Annotated in this window: 16 protein-coding genes; 6 read left to right on the forward strand and 10 right to left on the reverse strand. The window is 50.0% G+C overall.

Annotation, left to right across the window (positions count from 1 at the left end):
• The first annotated feature begins 16 nt into the window (after window positions 1–16).
• The gene (locus tag H9I35_RS10490) at window positions 17–940 is read left to right on the forward strand and encodes an MBL fold metallo-hydrolase (protein ID WP_187419328.1); all 924 of its coding nucleotides are present in this window, start codon (window positions 17–19) and stop codon (window positions 938–940) included.
• Window positions 941–1,151: 211 nt separating this feature from the next.
• Here H9I35_RS10490 and rpmB read toward each other — a convergent pair whose 3' ends face one another.
• The 5 genes from rpmB to H9I35_RS10515 all read right to left on the reverse strand — a co-directional run bounded on the left by rpmB (window position 1,152) and on the right by H9I35_RS10515 (window position 5,799).
• Window positions 1,152–1,406 carry a 50S ribosomal protein L28 gene (gene rpmB, locus H9I35_RS10495; RefSeq protein WP_187419329.1) on the reverse strand — a complete coding sequence of 85 codons (255 nt, stop codon included), beginning with the start codon at window positions 1,404–1,406 and terminating at the stop codon, window positions 1,152–1,154.
• Between the two features lie 64 nt (window positions 1,407–1,470).
• Complete coding sequence (locus tag H9I35_RS10500) at window positions 1,471–2,373, reverse strand: CobW family GTP-binding protein (RefSeq protein WP_187419330.1); 903 nt, start codon at window positions 2,371–2,373, stop codon at window positions 1,471–1,473.
• 76 nt (window positions 2,374–2,449) lie between these two features.
• Window positions 2,450–3,505, reverse strand: a complete 1,056-nt coding sequence (locus H9I35_RS10505) for an NAD(P)-dependent alcohol dehydrogenase (RefSeq protein WP_016520612.1) — start codon at window positions 3,503–3,505, stop codon at window positions 2,450–2,452.
• 120 nt (window positions 3,506–3,625) lie between these two features.
• On the reverse strand, window positions 3,626–4,972 hold the full coding sequence (locus H9I35_RS10510; protein ID WP_187419331.1) for an FAD-dependent oxidoreductase: 1,347 nt from the start codon (window positions 4,970–4,972) through the stop codon (window positions 3,626–3,628).
• Window positions 4,973–5,148: 176 nt separating this feature from the next.
• Complete coding sequence (locus H9I35_RS10515) at window positions 5,149–5,799, reverse strand: DUF2715 domain-containing protein (protein WP_187419332.1); 651 nt, start codon at window positions 5,797–5,799, stop codon at window positions 5,149–5,151.
• 358 nt (window positions 5,800–6,157) lie between these two features.
• Between H9I35_RS10515 and H9I35_RS10520 the strand changes: the two genes are divergently transcribed.
• Together H9I35_RS10520 and mnmE are read left to right on the forward strand one after the other, a co-directional pair.
• Window positions 6,158–8,485: a putative glycoside hydrolase gene (locus tag H9I35_RS10520; RefSeq protein ID WP_187419333.1), complete on the forward strand. Its 2,328-nt coding sequence runs from the start codon at window positions 6,158–6,160 to the stop codon at window positions 8,483–8,485.
• 9 nt (window positions 8,486–8,494) lie between these two features.
• The gene (gene mnmE, locus H9I35_RS10525; protein WP_187419334.1) at window positions 8,495–9,880 is read left to right on the forward strand and encodes a tRNA uridine-5-carboxymethylaminomethyl(34) synthesis GTPase MnmE; all 1,386 of its coding nucleotides are present in this window, start codon (window positions 8,495–8,497) and stop codon (window positions 9,878–9,880) included.
• A 127-nt stretch (window positions 9,881–10,007) separates the two neighbouring features.
• Here the strand turns inward: mnmE and prmC are convergent, their stop codons facing one another.
• A complete protein-coding gene (prmC, locus tag H9I35_RS10530) occupies window positions 10,008–10,997 on the reverse strand; it encodes a peptide chain release factor N(5)-glutamine methyltransferase (protein WP_187419335.1) in 990 nt (329 codons plus the stop codon).
• Between the two features lie 31 nt (window positions 10,998–11,028).
• A complete protein-coding gene (gene prfA / locus H9I35_RS10535; protein WP_187419336.1) occupies window positions 11,029–12,120 on the reverse strand; it encodes a peptide chain release factor 1 in 1,092 nt (363 codons plus the stop codon).
• 169 nt (window positions 12,121–12,289) lie between these two features.
• Here prfA and H9I35_RS10540 point away from each other — a divergent pair, with 169 nt between their 5' ends.
• Window positions 12,290–13,720, forward strand: a complete 1,431-nt coding sequence (locus H9I35_RS10540) for a prolyl oligopeptidase family serine peptidase (RefSeq protein ID WP_187419337.1) — start codon at window positions 12,290–12,292, stop codon at window positions 13,718–13,720.
• A gap of 174 nt (window positions 13,721–13,894) precedes the next feature.
• On the opposite strand, the gene H9I35_RS10545 is transcribed toward H9I35_RS10540, so the two are convergent.
• Complete coding sequence (locus tag H9I35_RS10545; protein ID WP_187419338.1) at window positions 13,895–14,518, reverse strand: imidazoleglycerol-phosphate dehydratase; 624 nt, start codon at window positions 14,516–14,518, stop codon at window positions 13,895–13,897.
• A gap of 58 nt (window positions 14,519–14,576) precedes the next feature.
• Entirely contained in the window at window positions 14,577–15,431 is an 855-nt protein-coding gene (gene hisG / locus H9I35_RS10550; protein WP_040770046.1) for an ATP phosphoribosyltransferase, read from the reverse strand.
• A 161-nt stretch (window positions 15,432–15,592) separates the two neighbouring features.
• Between hisG and H9I35_RS10555 the strand changes: the two genes are divergently transcribed.
• Both H9I35_RS10555 and H9I35_RS10560 read left to right on the forward strand, forming a co-directional pair.
• Complete coding sequence (locus H9I35_RS10555) at window positions 15,593–16,246, forward strand: DUF4230 domain-containing protein (RefSeq protein ID WP_187419339.1); 654 nt, start codon at window positions 15,593–15,595, stop codon at window positions 16,244–16,246.
• 158 nt (window positions 16,247–16,404) lie between these two features.
• Window positions 16,405–17,718 carry a solute carrier family 23 protein gene (locus tag H9I35_RS10560; protein WP_187419340.1) on the forward strand — a complete coding sequence of 438 codons (1,314 nt, stop codon included), beginning with the start codon at window positions 16,405–16,407 and terminating at the stop codon, window positions 17,716–17,718.
• A gap of 134 nt (window positions 17,719–17,852) precedes the next feature.
• Here H9I35_RS10560 and H9I35_RS10565 read toward each other — a convergent pair whose 3' ends face one another.
• A complete protein-coding gene (locus H9I35_RS10565) occupies window positions 17,853–18,551 on the reverse strand; it encodes a Bax inhibitor-1/YccA family protein (protein WP_187419341.1) in 699 nt (232 codons plus the stop codon).
• Between the last annotated feature and the right edge of the window lie 26 nt (window positions 18,552–18,577).

Genomic DNA, 18,577 nt, shown 5'->3' on the forward strand with positions numbered 1-18,577 from the left:
GCGTTATACTGATCGTATGCGGATGATTTTAACCGGCACCGGTACGAGTCACGGCGTGCCTGCGATTTCGTGTCATTGCAGCGTGTGTACTTCGCTCGATCCGAAAGACAAGCGCTTTCGGTGCAGCGCGTACATATCGCATCGAAACGCCGACGGAAGTGAAACGCACATCGTCATCGATACGGGGCCTGAGTTCCGTATGCAGGCGCTCGCGCATCATATCGATTCTCTCGACGCCGTGCTTTTGACGCACGCTCATGCCGACCACATTGCAGGTCTCGACGACCTGCGCATCTACAGCCACACGAAATCCGAAGGAGCGCTCCGCGGTACGCACCGAGCGGAGACGGATGAATCGCCGGGAGCGGGGCTTCCCGTATATGCGGATGAGAATACGATTTCGGGCATACAAAAAAGATTCGACTATATATTTAAGCCGACGCAGATCGGAGGGGGGAAGCCCAAACTGCATTTGATAAACGCATCGCGCTTTTCGGGAAAGAAGCCGCTTTATATCGGAGAAGTGCGCGCGATTCCGATCCCGATGTTTCACGGAGAGCTTAAGACGACCGGCTGGCTTTTGAGCGTTCGAGACGGTGCTTCATTCCGTTCGATCGCCTATCTCACCGACTGCAGCCGTATACCGAAAAGCTCGATCGAAACGCTCGTCGCATACGGCGGAATCATAGAACACGCGGTCATAGACGGACTTCGCGAAAAGCCTCACGCGACGCATTTTTCGTATTTCCAAGCGATGGAAAGTGCGGCTCTTATCGGACCGCGCCGTACCTGGCTTACGCACATGAGCCACAATATGAGCCATGCCGATATAACGCGGTACTGCATACGGCGGACGGAAGATCTTCCGGTTTTGTCGGAAATCGTAAAAGCCGGCGGTTCGGTGCTTCCCGCATACGACGGTCTCGTCCTCGATGTGTAGCGGCGTTCGGAAAAACGTCTGCAAGACACGCATCGGAAAACTTCCGTGTGTCCCTTTTTTGAAATACGTTTCTGCCGATTGCTGCCGCTTAGTACAGCTTTCTAAAACAAAAAACCGCCTGCGAGGCGGTTTGTAAGATTGCGATAAAACGATGCGGTAAAACGGCTTTTGGGAACTTCTAAAAATTGCAGTTTTTAGAAGTAACTTTACCCTATTGCGCTTCTGCCGCTTTTTTATCCTGCTCGGCGAGAGCCATGCGCACGTCTTTGGGAAGACGCACTTTTTTGTCGATATAGTCCGAGCGGATGCATTTCGCGCATACGTTGATCGTGCGCGTCGTTCCCTCGACGATCGCTTTTACTTTGTGGATATTCGGCCGCCACGTGCGTTTCGTATGATTATATGAATTGCTTACTTTGTGACCGTACATGAGCGATTTTCCGCAAACATCACAAGTTCTGGACATATTTGTACCTACCTTTACCGAATTGTACGATATTTTATCACTCTATCGGAAAAAGGCAATTCTGTCAACAGCTGAACATCAGCTTGAGCGCGTTTTTGTCGAGATTTTTGCCGATGACGGTAAGTTTCGATTCGCTCATCGCATCGCAGGTTTCGATATTGTAGCGTTTGTCGACGACGTCGAATTTCGCCCACTGTCCGTTTATCGGGACAAAGCCTTTGACGCGGTAGACGCGGCCGAAGCGCTCGGCGATGAGCGCCGAAAGACAGCTTATCAATTCTTCTATGGATTGAATCGTGATGCCGGTAAAGCTCGCCGTTTCCAAATCGGGGGCGGCCGAAAGCGGAAGCGGAAACAACGCAGTTTTGCCGGTAAACGCATTTTTCGTTATATCGAAAAGTGCTTCCCACCATGCCGCATCGATGGAATCGTAGGGCTGTGCCGTTATATCCGCTTCGGGATTGAGGTCTTTGAGCGTACGGACGGCTTTTTCGATTTCCGCTTCGCTTTTGTTTTCGGTTTTGGAGACGACGATATGAGAAGCGTTTTCGATTTGATCGGCGTAAAATTTTTCAAAGGTGGTAAGATACGAATCGATACAGTCGATATCGACTACGGTAAGGGGTTTTAAAAGCCGTATGTGCTCATATTCGATTTTGTGCAGATTTGCGATGACGGAACTTAACAAACCGACACCGGTCGGTTCGACGACAAGGTATTCGAAGTCTGCGCCGTTTGCAATCGTCAGTACGGACATGGCGAAGTCCGATTTTTTCGAACAGCAGATGCAGCCTTCGGTGAGTTCCCATACTTTTAAGCGGTTTTGTTCGAGCAGATTTCCGTCTATGCCGGCATCTCCGTATTCGTTTTCCATGACGGCAAAGCGTTTGTCGGTTTTTTCGGCAAGTTTTCGGATAAAAGTCGTTTTGCCGGCGCCCAAAAATCCCGAAACGATCAATATGTTCATATTATTTTTAAAATTATTTAAAAAGGAAGGGGCCGGCGTGAAATCGATCGCCGCCCCCTTCTCATATAGTTGCAGATCAGATGATGACAACCGGTTTGATCAAATCGGCCGGTTTATCTTTCATCAGCATCAGCGCTTTTTCAACGTTTTCAAAGCCGTTGAATTTATGCGTGATCAGTTTGGAAAGATCGAGTTTGCCGACCGAAACCAGGCTGCTCAATTTTTCCATTCTCAGTCTTCCGCCGGGCATGAGACCGCCGTTGATCTGTTTGTGTCCCATACCGACGCCCCATTCGACACGAGGAATCTTGATGTAGGTGCCTTCGCCGAGGTAGTTTACGTTGCCGATCTTTCCGCCCGGTTTTAAGCATTTTACGGCTTCGTCGAATGTGTCGACCGTACCGCCTGCGATGATAACTTTATCGACGCCTTTGCCGTGCGTTAAGTCCAAAACCTGCTTATCGATCGGACCGTTTTTGTAGTTGATGATATCGGTTGCGCCGTAGAATTTTGCAGCTTCGACACAAGCGGGGCGGCTTCCGACCGCGTAGAGTTTGGATGCACCGCGGAGGTTCGCGCCTGCTACCGACATGAGACCGACCGGTCCTATTCCGATAACGAGAACCGAATCTCCGTACTGAACGTCCGCGAGTTCGGCTCCGTGGAATCCGGTGGGGACCATATCCGACAACATCGGCGCATATTGGATTTCTACGCCGGCGGGTATGTGGGCGAGGTTTCCGTCCGCATCGTTTACATGAAAGAATTCGCCGAATACGCCGTCTTTAAAGTTGGAAAATTTCCAACCGGCGAGCATGCCGCCCGAATGCATCGAATAGCCTGCCTGCGCTTCGAGGGAGTTCCAATCCGGCGTGATCGCGGGAACCAAAACTTTGTCGCCCGGTTTGAAATCTTTGACCAATGCGCCGACTTCGACGACTTCGCCGCAGCCTTCGTGACCCAAAATCATATTGTGTCGGTCGCCGATTGCGCCTTCCCAAACGGTGTGGACGTCGGACGTACACGGGCTGAGCGCGAGCGGTTTACAGATGGCATCCATCGGACCGCATTTCGGCCGATCCTTTTCGATCCAGCCGGTTTCGCCGATTTTGAGCATTGCAAATCCTTTCATATTAAATCCTCCTGTTTTTTCAGTATACTTGAAGTATATGAAATACAATAACAGTATATATGAGGATTACCGATTTTGCAACAAAAAAATATGCGCCGTCAAGCCTGTACCATCCGTATCCTACAGAGCAAACAGATCGTTTAAACCTTCCGACATCGTAGGATGCGTATAGATAAAATCACGCAGTACGGTATACGGAATATTATGATCCATGGCAAGCTTTATCGTATTGATTATTTCGTGCGATTCGGCGCAAAAGAGCGCGGCGCCTAAAATCAAGCCGGTTTTATCGTCGATAAGCGCTTTGAGCATGCCTTCGCTCTTTTTCAAAACTTTCGATTTCGGGATCGCCGCCGCATTCATCTTTACGACGCGATAATCGAGATTTTGCGCTTTCGCTTCTTTTTCCCCGAGCCCGACTTTTGAATACGGCGGGTCGATAAAAACCGAATAAGAAAAAGCACCTCTGTTTTCAGTCGTGCGCTCCTTCGTTTCATTCATATCGGACAAAATAATCCTCGAATCGTCGAGCGAAATATACGTAAACTGCAAATTGCCGCATACGTCTCCGGCCGCCCATATATTCGGTACGGAAGTCCGCAAATGCTCATCCGTCGCGATCGCACCTCTTTCGGTAAGCGCAATACCCGCCTTTTCGACGTGCAGTGCGGCAAGGTTCGGCCGGCGTCCGAGCGCCAAAAGCACGGCGTCTCCAGCAAGGGTAAGATCTTGCGCATTTTTCGTATATGAAAGATTCGCGCCCTCGATGCTTTTTATATGCGCACCCGTTATAAGCGAAATCCCTTTGCTTGCCAGTACGCCTTTAATCGCTTCGGCAATGTCTCGGTCTTCTTTGGGAAGAAATTCTTCTTCACGCTGGACGATCGTAACGTTCGATCCGAAGTTCGCGTACATCGAAGAAAATTCCAGTCCGATGTACCCGCCGCCGACGACGGTCAGCCGTTCCGGAAGCTCGGTTAAGTTCATAATCGTTTCGGAAACGAAAACGCGCGTATTGTTTTCCGTTATTAAATTTTCCGGAATAAACGGAAGCGAGCCCGTGTTGATGACGATTTTTTTCGCTTCGAGCGTTTGGGTGTTTCCGTTTGCATCCTTTACTTCGACGGATGAAGAATTCAAAAACGAAGCCGTACCGTTTATCACGTCGACGCCCGCTTCAATCAATTTATTGTAATTGGCGGCTCGGAGCGCTGCCGTCAGCGCGTTTTTATTTTCGATTGCCGCTTTATAATGGATCTTTTGCAGCTCGAAGTCGTCTTCGGGAGCAAAAGCCGCTTCCGTTATGAGACGTTTTGACGGAATACAGCCGACGTTGATGCAGGTGCCTCCGTACATTGCCGGATCTTTTTCGATAAGCGCGACCTTTTCGCCCTTTTTTGCCGACTTTGCCGCAAGCGTTTTTCCCGCTTTGCCGAATCCGATAAGGATCATGTCGTATGTTTTCATAATAACCTTCCTATGTTTATAAAAAAATACCGGTAAATCGAACGATTTGAACCGGTATCGTTCTGCGGCGAATAAAATCGATCAACAAACTCCGACGCAGTTCAATCGGGGTATTGAACCCTCCGGACGGATAAAATAATTAAATGCTGCAATATCCGGAGAGCGTTTTCAAATTATTAAAATTTGAATACCGGTCCCAATTTTACGTAGTACAAGTTGGTAAAATTGAGAAAAAATATAGCCAAACGCATATTCTCATCGAAAGCAAAAGATAAATCAAAAGAAGGTATTTCGTTCATCGTCAGATTTATGCCGATGTTTTTTGTGAAAAAGAATTGTACTCCTGCCTGCAAAGGAATTCCTGTATTTGTTGTCCACAGCGGAAGTAATTTATCGAAAACATTGACATTGTCTGTTTTTCCCGATCCGCTCGCGAAGCCCACGCCGAGGTTGATAAAAAGTCTGTCGTTTGCAAGTTTGAACGAGTGTCCGAAAATAAAGCTCTGTTCGAAAAAGAAGCCGTTTTTAAGCGTTATGGAAAACGTTTTGTTCGTTGACTGATCAGCGTAGTGCATTTTGCCTTCGCCGAAAAGCGACAAATCGTTGTTTACCATAAAAGTAAAACCGTTGTCGGCGACAAGTCCGAGTGCAACACCGATCGACATAGAGTTCATATACGAATTTTCGGATCCCCCAAATGCTTTCCTGTTGAGGTCTGTTGATGTCGTATTCGAAAACCCTACCGTAGGCGCCAAAATAAATTCCGTCGCAAAACAATGTACGGAAACCAAGGCCGCCGCCAAAAATACCGTAATCTTCTTTTTCATAGCAATCTCCTGTGAAAATGTATATGCGGATTATAAATGTCCGGTTGTCTGCTGTCAAGGTACGGCGTATCGTCTGCACGGAAATCAAGTTTTGAATCATATCTGTCTATTATCTGTTTATTGAACTCAATTTTAATCACTTTACAGGTTTTAAAATCGAGAATATCCATAAAACACTCAAAAAAAATTGTTCTTTTTTCTAAAAATACCATAACTCATTCAATGACAACAGCAATTTCCCAAAATTGATTTCCGTGTATCGTCTGTCGGTTTGCGTGCCGTATCGTCCGCTTTTGCACGGGAATCGCTCCGTCCGCGCTATTTAAACATTTGCGAAGGGCTTGCCGATAATCGATATATGGTTCTCTTACTTTTTTTTATCGCATCGATTTTTTTTATCGCTCCGACAAAAGGTTTTGCCCAGGATGCAAAGCCGCTTTACGAATTGCCGTCTTCCGCAGACTCCGGGCGGGAAGGGGTCTTTCTTGCAGGTTCGGATAAGGGTTTATATAGAATTGCGCCGTCGAATACCGCTATCCCTTTATGGACGGACGGAAAGATCGAGCAGATCGTGCGCATTGAAGCGGGAGAAAATTTGGGCGAACGCTGGTATTTCCGCACGTCAAAGGGAATCGTGTACAGCGAAAATCTTGCCGATTTCGAATTGCGCAACAAGGGCATCGCTCCGCTTATTATTAAAAAATACGACGGACAAACCGTGACGCTTACGGAGCAGGTTCCGATTCTCAAGGATTTGGCTTTCGATCCGTTAAATCCGCTGAACATGGCGACGGCTACCGAAAACGAAGTGTACATAACGAGCGACGGCGGAAAGGAATGGAAATCGATCGGCTCGACGAGCAGGATAACGCCGGGCGTCAAAGCGGTAGCGATTGCGACGATGGAAGGAGGGGCGCTCGCCGTTTTCGAATCGCACCCGATATTCGGACTTTCGTATATATTTCCGTATGCGAAAAACGCCGCGTGGCAGGATGTTCCCAAGGGTATAAAAATGCCGGCGTCGCTCACGTCGCCCGACGAAATTTCGGATATCTATCCGCTGGTCAGAACGAAAGATGACGGAACGAAGTACGCCGAAATTTATTTTGCGCAGTCGTATTTGCCGAACCTCTATCGATTCGATTGGAGCACAAAAACGTCCGCGTGCATCTATCAAGGGACTGAACCCGCCGACAGCATCGAAAGCATTGCGAGCGTCGGAAGCGTCCTCGTTTTTACGCGCATAGAATCGCTCGGTTCGATCGATGTCGCATCTTTGCAAAGTCCCGGCATCCCTGCAAACTTTGAAAGCTGGAAGCGAAATTTTTCATGCGTTCCGGGCATCGTCAACGCGGCGTGGGTGCCGAAAACCAAAAGCGGTCTCGCCGAAGGTCTTTTGCTCGGTGAATTGTGGATGCTCTACCCCGGTACGATCAATACGCCGTATGCGGAAAAAGCGAACCGGAAAAAAGGCGTATACATGCCGCCGAACCGCGGCAGCGAACAGACGGGAATCGACAATTTCAGAAAATTAATAAATAATAATAATTTGAACGCGCTCGTCATCGATATGAAAGACGATTACGGTCTTTTGCGCTATAAGCCGCGCGATCCGTTCGTGGCGGAAAAGGGACGCGTATCGCAGTACGCCGTCGACGTCGATCATTTCGTCTCCGAGTTTAAAAAGGATAAGGTATACCTCATCGCGCGTATCGTCGTATTTAAAGACCGGAACCTCGCCAAATATTCGGGCGGCAAGTACGCCGTATGGGATGCCGCGTCGAAAAGTCCGTGGGTCGGCATAAAGTCCTATGATACCGGATCCGATTCGGCCGGGAAAAAGACGGTATCGTATTACGATGAAAATTGGGTCGATCCGTATTCCGAAGAAGTGTGGGAATACAACGTCGCCGTCGCAAAAGAGCTTATCGCGCGTGGCTTCGATGAAATCCAATTCGATTACATCCGCTTTCCGACGGACGGCTTGAATTTGAAGAGCGCGTCGTACCGCTGGCAAAGCAAGGGCATGACGAAAGAGAGCGCGCTCATTTCATTTCTTTCGTATGCGCGCGAAAACATCGATGCGCCGATCGGGATCGATATTTACGGTGCCAACGGATGGTACCGCAGCGGTACGCGCACGGGGCAGGATGCGGAAATGCTCGGAGAATATGTCGATGTCATTTCTCCGATGTTTTATCCCAATCACTTCGAACACGAGTTTATGAACCGCGCGCCCTATGCGGACAGGACATATCGAATTTATTATTACGGAACGTTCCGCGCGTCGGTGATGACGCGAAACAGAACGATTATCCGCCCGTGGGTGCAGGCGTTCCGATTGAACGTCAGCTATGACCGGCAATATTACGGTACCGAATACGTTCAAAAGCAGATTTTCGGCGTACGCGATTCCGTCGACCGCGGTTATCTGTATTGGAACAATCTCGGCGCCTACGATTATATTCTTCCCGACGTAACGGCCGAATCGAAGTATATCGGTACGGCACCCGAAGCGGATGAAAAATTCAGAAAGCCCGCGTTCGGAAGCGCGGTAAAGCCGCCCTTTGCCGATGAAACGGTTTCCGTACTCGACAGCGTACTCCATCAGGAGAAAACTCGCAAAAATCCCGAAGCGTCAGGTTATACGCCGTTTCTCTATATTCCGTTTATGCGCTTGCGCTGAGGAGCATGCATGTCGGGAACCTATACGCCTGATGAACCTATAGCCGCTATAGCGACGGCTCTCGCTCCGAGTGCGCTCGGCATCGTGCGCACTTCGGGAAAAGGCTGCATCGAACTCGTTGCAAAACTGTTTTCGCGTCCCGCCTCATTGTTAAATGCCGGCGGCAACACGATCGTGTACGGCTGGATTCGGGACGGAGATAAAAAAATAGACGAAGTGCTCGTGTCGGTTTTTCGCGCTCCGAAAAGTTTTACCGGCGAAGATATGGCGGAAATATCGTGCCACGGCGGGCCTGCGGTCGTGAGCGCAATTAATAAATTGCTGCTTGCAAACGGATTTCGCGAAGCCGAACGCGGAGAGTTTACGTTCCGCGCTTACGTTAACGGAAAAACCGATTTGACAAAGGCGGAAGCGGTGAGGGAAATCATCGAAAGCCGCACCGACGCATCGAGAGGCCGAGCTGCCGGAAGGCTTTCGGGTTCTCTCTTCGGCGAAATCGATTCGATAAAAAAGCTGCTCGTCGATACGCTTGCGTCTATCGAAGTCGCCGTCGAATATCCCGAAGACGAAGAGACGATAGCGGATTCTTTCGACCGCACGGACATCGAGCGGGCGGCGTTTTTTTTGCAGTCTCTCGTCGATTCATGGAAAAGCGAAAAGCTCTATCAGGACGGAGCACGCGTCGTTTTGTGCGGAAGGACGAATGCCGGCAAATCGAGTTTATTCAATACGCTTTTAAAAGAAGAACGCGCGATCGTTTCCGACATCGAAGGCACGACGCGCGACTGGCTTGAAAGCTGGGCGGATTTCGGCGGTATACCGGTGCGCCTCTTCGACACGGCGGGCTTACGCGCGACGGCGGACATCGTCGAAAAGCAGGGCGTCGAATCCGCTCGGTCTCTTACAAAAGATGCGGACATCGTACTCTACCTTGTCGACGGTACGGCGGGTTTTACCTCCGACGATGAAGCGTTTTTACGAGACTGTACCGAACCTGTCGTGTTCGTATGGAACAAAAGCGATGCCGATGGCACAAGGCGGCTTTCCGATGAGCAGAAAAAAATAATTGCGGATCTCCGCGCGGAAATCGCCGTGAGTGCAAAAAAGGGCGACGGGATCGGAAAGCTCGTCGAAGAAGTAAAGCGCTCTCTCGTTTCGGGGACGGATACGGATCGGAAGCAGGCGGGACTCGGTTCGGCCAGACAAAAAAAATCGGTCGAAGAAGCGCTTTCAAGCGTGCGCCATGCGCTTACGAGTGCTGACGAAGACTACGCGCTCGATGCCGTCGTGCAGGATTTGGAAGACGCGCTCGCTTTTCTCGGTGAAGTGACCGGAGAAGTTACGCCCGAAGACATACTCGAAAGCGTATTCGCCAATTTTTGCGTCGGAAAATAGATGCATTCCGCTGTACGGCAAATCATCCTCCGTACGCGCTTTTGCATATATGTCCGATTCGGACGGAGCTGGGCTGTGCCGATTAATAATTTTTAATAACAGGAAAAAGTTGCCTTTTATTAATTTTTTATCGCACTCCCGTTGTGACGCGCGGTCTGCCCGACAGATCGCAGTGTGTTTCGACACGGATAAAGCCGGTCTTTTTCATTAATAGGGCGGCTCCCTTTGCATTGTATTCGCCGCTTTCGAGAAACAACATGCCGCCTTGTGCGAGGTGCTCATACGCTTGCGCTGCGAGGCGCCTCGTGATTGCAAGTCCGTCCGAGCTTTCACGCGTGCCGAGCGCGCTGTCTGCATCTCCGTCGAGAGCGAGAGCCGGTTCGCCTCTTCCGTCTTTTAATAATTCCGTCACTTCATCGGACGGCACGTACGGCGGATTTGCGAGTATTGCGTCGAAGAGGGCGCATGGCGAAAGCGCATTCAGCAGATCTCCCGATATGAATGCCGTGCGTTCGAACTGCGCTTTTGTTAAAAGCCGAGATGCGTTTTGCTTTGCGACTTCAAGAGCGCGGGAAGAAATGTCGGTAAGCGTAAGATCGCAAAAAATTCCGCACTCGTTCAACTCACGAGCTGCCGCGATACCGACACAGCCGCTTCCCGTGCATATATCGGCTATGCGGAGCGTATCGTCGGTTTGCATACCTTCGTTTTGTTCCGTTGTTTGGGCGTTCTTTTTCGCCGCTTCGGCAGTCCGTTCCGCTTTAGCGGTACTCGACGTTTTGTTTCGTACAATCTCTTTGATGCTTTCGACCGCTTTTTCAACGAGCGTTTCGGTGTCCGGCTTCGGAACGAGTACGTCTTGTGTGACGATAAAATCGAGTTTATAGAATTCTTTGTGTCCCGTGATATAGGCGACTGCGAGCCCCGTTTTGCGCTTCTCAATCGCGGACATAAATGCGCCGTACTGAGCGGCGGTCAAATCATCGTTCCGGTGTGCGAGCAAAAAAGATTTCGAACACTTGATCGTGTGCGATAAAAGAAGGTCCGCATCGAGCGGAGCCGTCGGAGAATTTGTTAATTTTTTTATCGCTTCGTCTCTTGCGCTTTTGATGGTCACGTTTTGTTCCGCCGCTGTGCGCTCTTATCCGCTAATCGTGTTCTAATTCGCTTACGTCCGCTTTCAGCTGTTCTTCTTTTGCGTACACGTTGAGCGCGTCGAGCATTTCGTCCATATAGCCGAGCATAAACTGGTCGAGTTTGTACAGCGTCAAATTGATGCGGTGATCGGTCACTCTGTTTTGCGGAAAATTGTAAGTGCGGATACGTTCGCTTCTGTCGCCGCTCCCGACCATCGATTTACGCGCCGCATCCCGTTCCGCCCGTTTTTTGCTCTCTTCCAAATCGAACAGGCGCGCGCGCAAAACGCGGAACGCTTTCGCTTTGTTTTTGATTTGGCTTTTTTCGTCCTGCTGGATGACGACGAGCCCCGTCGGAATATGCGTGAGGCGTACTGCGGAATCCGTCGTATTGACGCACTGTCCGCCGGGGCCGCCTGCCCGCATCACGTCGATGCGCACGTCTTCGGGCTTTATGACGATATCGGTTTCGCTCGCTTCGGGGAGAACTGCGACCGTCACCGTACTCGTGTGGATTCTCCCTTGAGCTTCCGTTGCGGGAACGCGCTGTACGCGGTGTACGCCTCCTTCCCACCTCAGCGTGCCGTATACGAATTTTCCGGAAAGCGAAAACGAAATCTCTTTATAGCCGCCTACTTCCGTATGAGTCGCATTCATGATTTCGTATTTCCATCCTTTCATCTCCGCAAAGCGAGCGTACATTTCGTAGAGGTCGGCGACGAACAGCGACGCTTCGTCGCCGCCGACGCCGTTTCGTATTTCGACGATGATGTTTTTTTCGTCGAGAGGATCGGGCGGAATGAGTTTTAATTTTATTTTTTCTTCGAGCAGCGGCTTTTGTTCTTCAAGCGATTTCAGCTCTTCCCTCGCCATCTCTTTCAGATCGTGATCGTCTTCATTCGTAATCAGTTCGGTATCGCTTTCGATGCCGTCGAGCATTTTTTTATATTCAGCGTATAATTCCATGAGCTCGGAGAGATGACCGTGTTCGCGCATGACGTCTTTGTATTTTTCGACGTCTTTAACAAGATCGCCGTCCATAACGAGCGCGCTTAATTCGTCGAAGCGTTTTTTGCAGTCTTCGAGTTTTTTCAGTAAATCCATAGCGTTTTATTCTATAGTTTCCGAGCGATTTTTGCAATGAAACGGAAAAGGAAAAACTGTTGATTGACTAAAGATGTTCTCCGCCCCTTTATTGTTTTGCGAATACATCTTCATCTCCGTCGCGGCGTTCACTGTAGCGATACACATAACAATAGTATATACTTGTTGTATGAGCAAAACGAATAAGATTTTTTTTGCGATATGTTTATTGCATTTTTGTCTCTTGCCGTTTGCTGCGGAAGAAGCGGACACGGTTACGGTTCTTGTAGAAGCTGCGGAGCCTGCAAAAAATCGATATGTGCTTGTCGTCGGCGCCTACGATTGGGGGCCCGTCGCCGATACGGTGATAATGAATACCGGCAAAACTTTTTCCGCCGATGCCGTCAAAGCAAAAGATTTTGAAGTTACGAGAATTTTCGCGCCGGAAGAGCAGGCGCGGCTCGGATTCGGTTTTTCGAAAGGTGAGCGCGATGTTGTCGACGCGTACCTTTCAGATTCGCGAGGCAATAAAATTGACGGAAAAGGAAATCATATAACGCTGAAACTTTCGGTTGAACCGGAGGAACCTTCCGGAAATCCTTTTATAAAAGCCGTCTTTTATACGGGTACGCTCTACGGTTTAAAGATCGAAAACGATAAACTCGGTTTTACGATAAAAAAGCGAAGTGCCGCCGTTTGTCCTGAGGCTGCGCGCTTTACGATATCGGGTTTTACATCGGGCGATACGGATCTCCGTTATGCGTTTTGGACTCCGGCAAGTTCCGATCAAAGCGATAAAAAAATTCCGCTGATCGTTTGGTTTCACGGTATAGCCGAAGGCGGCAATAATCCGTATATGCCGATTTTGGGCACGAAGGCGGTAAACCTCGCGGGACAAAAAATACAGTCGTATTTCGAAAACGGCGCGGCAGTCCTCGTTCCGCAAGCACCGACGGCGTGGCTCGAATCGACGAGTGCGGGTGCGGGAGGAACGCGGCTTTGGGTTCCCGTCGACATTGAAGGAACGGCAAAAAATATATTGAAGCCCTTTCTCAAAACAGCCAATGCTCTTTTTAAAACCGATTTGAATGTCAAATCCGATAAAGAAAATCCCGCAGCAAGCGTTTCGTATTACAGTACGGCGGTAAAAGAATTGATCGACGAATGTATCGCAAAGCATCCGTACATCGACACGGATCGCATATATGTCGGCGGCTGTTCGGCCGGCGGCTATATGACGCTCAATATGCTTTTGCAATATCCCGATTTTTTTGCGGCGGCTTTTCCCGTGTGCGAAGCGTATCCCGATAGAAAAATTACGGACAGTCAGCTCGGCGAACTTGCGAAAGTTCCGCTGTGGTTTACGCGCGCAAAAGACGACGAAACGATTAAGATGGAAAAACACGACGGTGCAACCGTATCGCGTCTTCGAAAGCTGCATCATAAAGATTTGCATTACGTCGTTTACGACGACGTCCGCGATCTAAGCGGCGTCTATAAAGACAAAGAAGGCAATCCTTATCGATTTGACGGACATGCGTCGTGGATATACGTTTTGAACGACGATGTCGAAGATGGGGGCATAAAGCTGTTCGCGTGGCTCGCTTCACAGCGCCGTTGATACGGACCTGCGCGGTGCATACTTACGCACTTGGCGCGGAACGATACTTTCCCCTTATATGCCGAGCATCGATTCGGTAATGCCGAACATCGACTCGGCAGTCTGAAATAATATGGAAGCTTTTCGATATCGACGATCGATGCGCCAGTTTTTTATCGCAAGGCAAACAAATCGTCAGACGATGACGCCTTTCGTCGAAGGGATTTCCCCGCACCTTCGAACGTCGAGTTCGACGGCGTTCCGTATGGCGCGGGAAGCGGCTTTAAACATCGCTTCGATTTTGTGGTGATCGCTTCTGCCGCGGAGCGTGTCCAAATGCAGATTGCATTTTGCGCCTCCGACAAAGCCTTGCCAAAAATCTTCAACGCAGTCCGTTTGAAAGCTCGCTTCTTTTCCGTCGTCGCCGAGCGACACGAGGGGAATGCCCGAAATTTTTCCGTCGAAGACGAGGTATGAACGTCCGCCGAAATCGACTGCGGCGCGCGAAAGCGTTTCGTCCATCGGGTAGATAAAAAATCCCGAACGGGAAATACCCGCACAATCGCCGAGCGCTTTCGCAAAGCAGCTTCCGAGTACGATACCCGTATCTTCGATGAGGTGATGCTGGTCGACGTTCAAATCGCCTGAAAGCGTGCCGCTCAAATCGAAGAGACCGTGTTTGCAAAAAGAGCGCAGCATGTGATCGAAAAATCCTATCGGATTTTCTACCGTATATTTTCCGCTTCCGTCGAGATCGAGGGTAAGCGATATCCGCGTTTCGCCCGTGTTCCGTTCTATCGATGCGATTCGTCCCGCCATAACACGCTCCGTGATTTATTAATTATTATTTTCAGAACCCGCCGTTCGGACTGTTGATTTATGCCAATACCTTTCGAAGTTCGTATTCGAGGATATCGGCCGCTCCGAGTTTTTTCAGCTTCGGCAAAAGGAGCGGTACTTCGGATTTATCGACTGCAATTTTGACCGCATAGCCGTCGTCTCCGTACAGCGGAGAAACGGTCGGACTTTTCATCGCGGGGATCTCTTTGATAAGCGTGTCGAATATGTCTTTCGGACAGTTCATTTCGAGCATCACTTTATTGCGCGCATTGAGTACCGCTTCGAAGAGCATTTTCAGTTCGGCGATCTTTTGTTTTTTTTGCGGATCTGCGAGCGCCGCCTTCGATGCGAAAAAACACGTCGAACTTTTCAAAATCGTGTCGACGATGCGGAGCCCGTTTTCCTGCAGCGTGCGTCCCGTCGCCGTATTGTCGATGATCATGTCGGCATCGTCGGGCGGGAACACTTCGGTTGCACCGTAAGTCCGCACGATGATGCTGTCGATTTTTTTGCTTTCAAGCCACTTGCGCGCTATCTGCTCGTATTCGGTTGCGACGACGACGCGCTTCGTTTGAAGCGTGTGATCGTCGAGCGCATTCGGTACTGCCGCGACGATGCGCACTTTGTCGAAACCCAAATCCATGATTTCTTCGACATCGGCTTTCGTCTCTTCGATCCAGTCGCGGCCGGTAAAGCCCGCGTCGTGAGAACCCAGTTCGAGCAGTTTGCCGATATTCTGCGGTTTCATCACTTTCGCTTCCAAATCGCTTTGATTGACGATGGGGCGGTACGCGCGTTCAGGCAAATCCACTTTGATACCCGCGCCGTTTAAGAGGCCGACAACGCTTTCGTAAATTCTTCCTTTGGGAAGGAGCAGTTTTAATTTTTCCATATATTTAAAACTATAGCCGAAAGGCCGGGATAAATCAATCGTGTGCAGGTTCACAATCGGAATAAGAGCACCGAAAAATATATTTTCCAAAACAATAACCGATGGTATAATCGAAGATACGGTGAGGCGAGTTCGTGTAGACGTTTTTATGGGAGATTGTTATGGAAAAAAAGAACTTATCGGTCGAAGCGGAAAAGACGAATGCGGACGAAGCGGGTAAAAAAAATATTAACGCGGCTCGTTTTCCCCTACGTTGCCTTTTGCTGAAAATCGTCCTTGCCGCGCTTTTTTTGTGCGCACTCGGAGCGGGCGTGTATTTCGGCAGGAAAAAGATCACTGAGATAAAACTTGCAAAAAAATATATGAGGATCGAACGGCAGCTCGTGCTGTGCCGCGAACTGGTTACGGTAAAACTGCGCTACAGCGAAATCGTGAGCATAAAAAAAAGCGGTGCGCTCGGTGTTGCAAAAAGCTACAGCATCGTCAAATATTCGGGTATAGCGCGGGCGGGTATTGCCGACGTTTCAAAGATCGCTTCGACCGTTTCGAAAGACGGAAAATCCGTTTCGCTCACGCTTCCGAAATCGGAGCTGCTCGGAAACGAAATCGCGTCGCAGGAGATCTTCGATGAAAAGCGCAGCATTTTCGTGCCGATCACGATGAAAGAAATCTTCGACGGGATCGAAGAGAGCAGAGCATCTGCCGCGGAACGTCTTGTCGCCGAAGGCCTTTTGGACGACGCGGATGCGCAGGCACAGGCCGTCCTTCGCGCATCGATGACCGCGCTCGGCTTTGAAAACGTTGCGATACGCTGACGGAAGGGACAGCCACGAAGGGAAGGCTTCTTCCTTTTAATTAATAAAGAACATCTGCGAAAATATCACATGTCCTCGATAAAGATCATCCGCGTTCTTTTCAAAAAAAAACGCTTATGCTATACTGTGCCGATTCGTATCATTATGGGAGCTTTTTTATGAATTCATCGAAAATTTTAGGACCTCACGACAAACCGCCGCTCGCGCAGTGGATCCCGTTGAGTTTTCAGCACGTGTTCGCCATGTTCGGCGCGACCATACTCGTGCCGCTTTTGACGGGCTTGAGTCCGTCGACTGCGCTTTTTACCGCGGGTACCGGAACGCTCATCTATATCCTCATTACGGGAGCGAAAGTGCCGGCGTTTTTGGGTTCGTCGTTCGCTTTTATTCCGGCGCTCATCGGAATCGGCGAGCAGTACGGCGCGGCCTATGCGATGGGAGGTGCGATCTGCGCGGGTGTCTTTTACTGCGTCGTCGCATTGATTATTAAATTTACGGGCAAAGGCTGGATCGATAAAGCGCTTCCTCCGGTCGTTATCGGCTCGGTTATCGTCGTCATCGGTATGAACCTTGCACCGACGGCGATCAAAGAAGCGATGTACGTCGGATCGAGCGGTGCGATGCAGGATTATTCGCTTGCGTATTTGAGTATCGCCGTCGTAACGCTCGGCATCGCGATCGTTGCGACGATTTTTTTGAAGGGCTTTTTCAATACGATTTCTATATTGATCGGTCTTGTCGGCGGATATCTCTTTGCTCTCGTTATGGGAGCCGTTTTCCCCGCATACCGCGTCATCGATTTTTCCGTCGTGCGCGAAGCGAAATGGTTCGCGCTTCCGTTTTTACAAACCGACGCGGTGGGTAAGTATTTTTGGCTCGCGCCGAAATTCAACTTTGTCGCCTCACTCACCTTTGTGATCGTTTCGCTTGCTACGATCTGCGAACACTTGGGTGACACGCTGACGACTTCGCGCGTCGTCGGAAAGGATTTTTTGAAAGACCCCGGCTTGCACCGGACGCTTGTCGGAGACGGACTGGCGACCGCGTGGGCTGCCGTGTGGGGCGGGCCGCCGAATACGACGTACGGAGAAAACATCGGCGTTATGGCGATCACGAAAGTGTACAGCGTGTGGGTTATCGGAGGAGCTGCGGTCATCGCCTTCGTGCTGTCTTTTTGTCAAAAATTCGGCGCCGTCATCCAAACGATTCCCGGTCCCGTACTCGGCGGCGTTTCGATGCTTTTGTACGGACTTATCGCATCCAGCGGTTTGCGTACGCTCGTCGAAGAAGGCGTCGATTACAAAGATAAACGCAATCTGACCATTTCATCGGTCGTCATGGTTATCGGTATCGGCGGCGGCGTTTTGCAGTTTACCGTCGGAAGCGATTTCGTGTTCAGTTTGGGCGGAGTCGCGCTTGCAACCGTCGTCGGTATTGTCTTAAATTTAATAATTCCGAAAACGGTGGAATAAGCACTGTCTGTAAGATAAAACGCCCGCACATCGGCTGTCCGATTGCGGGCGTTTTTTGCGTTTGGTATCCGGCATAATCCGCACGGACGGTTTATCATCCGCCGTGGGTACCGGACACGTTTCGTTTTTGTGTCTTACCGTCTGCGTCCGAAGAGGCGCAGGAGGGCGAGGAAGATATTGATGAAATCGAGGTAGAGTTCGAGTGCGCCGATGATCGACGCTTTTTTGAACGTATCCGATCCGTCCGAATATTCGGCCGCCTTTAAAATCTTTTGCGAATCGTATGCGGTAAGTCCGACGAACACGCCGACGGTGATGAGCGAAATAAGCCACGAAAATCCCGACGAGCGCAAAAATAAATTGATAAGTGAAGCGATGATGATGCCCCACAGCGCCATGATGAGATAGCGGCCGAAAGAATTGAGGTTTTGCTTCGTCACCGCGCCGTAGAAGCACATACCGCCGAACATTCCCGCAGCCGCAAGGAATGTTTGGCTTATCACCGTACCGGTGTAGTAGAGAAAGATCGATGAAAGTGTCAGTCCGTTCAGCGCCGAATAGACGATAAACGCGACCGATGCCGCAGCGGGAGAGATTTTTCGGATGGACGCCGAAAGCCACCACACGAGCGCCACCTCTCCGATCGCGACGACCCAAAAGCCGATGCCGCTTCCGCCGAACAGGAGCTTCAACAGCGCCGTGTTTTCCGACGTAATATATGCGCTCACTGCGCTGATGACGAGCGCGAGCGCCATCCATCCGTATGTGCGTGTAAGAAATTTGCGTTTTTCGCTTTCTACAGCACGTGTGCCGATCGAATCGTATTGTTCCATATCTCTATGCTCCTCTGTGCAATTTC

The sequence above is a fragment of the Treponema sp. Marseille-Q4132 genome (assembly GCF_014334835.1).
Taxonomy (GTDB): domain Bacteria; phylum Spirochaetota; class Spirochaetia; order Treponematales; family Treponemataceae; genus Treponema_D; species Treponema_D paredis.